The organism is Hymenobacter lapidiphilus (assembly GCF_013377885.1).
In the GTDB taxonomy this organism is placed as follows: Bacteria; Bacteroidota; Bacteroidia; order Cytophagales; family Hymenobacteraceae; genus Hymenobacter; species Hymenobacter lapidiphilus.
In genome coordinates this window covers 1-1,338 of the sequence record NZ_JABKAU010000090.1, presented here as the reverse complement: position 1 = coordinate 1,338, position 1,338 = coordinate 1, and the positions used below count along the sequence as shown (strand labels likewise).

Annotated in this window: 2 protein-coding genes; one reads left to right on the top strand and one right to left on the bottom strand. The window is 56.0% G+C overall.

Translation table 11 applies throughout. The features are described 5' to 3' along the window. Positions 1 to 72: 72 nt before the first annotated feature. Entirely contained in the window at positions 73 to 516 is a 444-nt protein-coding gene (locus HW554_RS20155) for a hypothetical protein (RefSeq protein ID WP_176910323.1), read from the top strand. 72 nt (positions 517 to 588) lie between these two features. Here HW554_RS20155 and HW554_RS20150 read toward each other — a convergent pair whose 3' ends face one another. Then, a complete protein-coding gene (locus tag HW554_RS20150; protein ID WP_218134808.1) occupies positions 589 to 966 on the bottom strand; it encodes a hypothetical protein in 378 nt (125 codons plus the stop codon). Positions 967 to 1,338 lie beyond the last annotated feature (372 nt).

Sequence of the window (1,338 nt, the reverse complement as noted above, 5' to 3'; positions counted from 1 at the left end):
GACCGTTAAGGTGAACCAACTACGAGCAAGCGCCCGTGCTGGCACCGGGCCTTGGGTCTTATCTTTCGGGCCATGACTTTTCTTCGCCTACTACGACTGTTGCCCACCGTGCTGCTCTGTCTGGGCTGGCCGGCGCTGGTGGGCGGGCTCAGTTTGGGCGGGGGCGGCATGGTCTTGTATGCTTGGTTTATCCTCGTCTTCTATGGGTGGTGGGTGTACGGGCCGGTACTGGGCCTGCACCGGCTAGCCCTGGGCGGGATTCGGCGCCCGACACTAGGCCACAGCCTGACGATAGGCACGCTGCTGGCCGTGCTCGTGCCCGGGACGCTGATGCTCAACGAATACAACCGGCACTTTCCAACCCCTACCATTCCCCACTTCAGCACCCACCGGGCGGTGGACTTGGTCAATTTCGCCGTTGCCGGGGCGCTCTACGGCGGGCTCTACTGGCACTGGGTGAGACGGCGCGGGGCGGATGCGGCAGGAAGTGGACCGGGGCAGCAGGTGACGAAATAAGCCCCTTTCAGCAAACGCAGCGTTTGCCTTCGGACCCTTTTAGTGAACTACGAGTTGCTCAGCCCTGTGCGTTCACTCATCAATGTTTTGAGGCGGTCCTGCTTGACCAAAACCACCCCCACCCATTTTGATTTCGGTGAGCAAAGCCTGTACGGGCCACGCCAACTCGTCTTGGTTACACCAGTAGTCGCGAAAGGTGCCGTACTGTTCGTAAGCCGAGAGGTTAAAGCCTTCTTCGATGTCGTTGTACCAGATGATGCGCTTGCCCACCACGGCCACGACCCAGAACCCGCCTCCTTCGTCGCCATACGGCGTTTGCTGCCATTTTTCGGGGAAGATTTGAATCATTTGCCAGAACCGCCACAGGTCCCCCTGCATCTTTTCTTCGGCTGCCAGAATCTCATCGTAAAGGGCTTCGAGTGTTATGGCTTCCCACTGCATAAAATCCATTCATAGCATAGTTCAGCCGAAAGGTAAACGAACTTGAATCCTCCTTTCTCTGAATGGCGAGCGTTTACCTGCGGACCGTTTTCCTAGACTTCTGCTAGCCTATTGCAGTTGTTGCGCTTCGCGTACATTTAGCCCGGTTCATTGGGCGTTGTTCTTTGCTTTTTAACGTTCCTACATCTCGCGGTAAGGTAAATTAAATTGGCCCTCGCTGATTGTCCTTTCATCAGACGGGTTATTGCCGCAGAGCCTGCTCGAAAACCGCAGACTCACTCGCTTCTTGGCCTGGTCTACGGCTACTACCTCAAAGCTCCTGGTGACAGTAGCACAGTTGAAAGTCCTAAAATAATCAAAGCTCAACGACGTGTTGCCTAG

Bases quoted from the DNA above. Each gene is read 5' to 3' on its own strand.
- HW554_RS20155 (WP_176910323.1), top strand. From the start codon at position 73: ATGACTTTTCTTCGCCTACTACGACTGTTGCCCACCGTGCTGCTCTGT.
- HW554_RS20150 (WP_218134808.1), bottom strand. From the start codon at position 966: ATGGATTTTATGCAGTGGGAAGCCATAACACTCGAAGCCCTTTACGAT.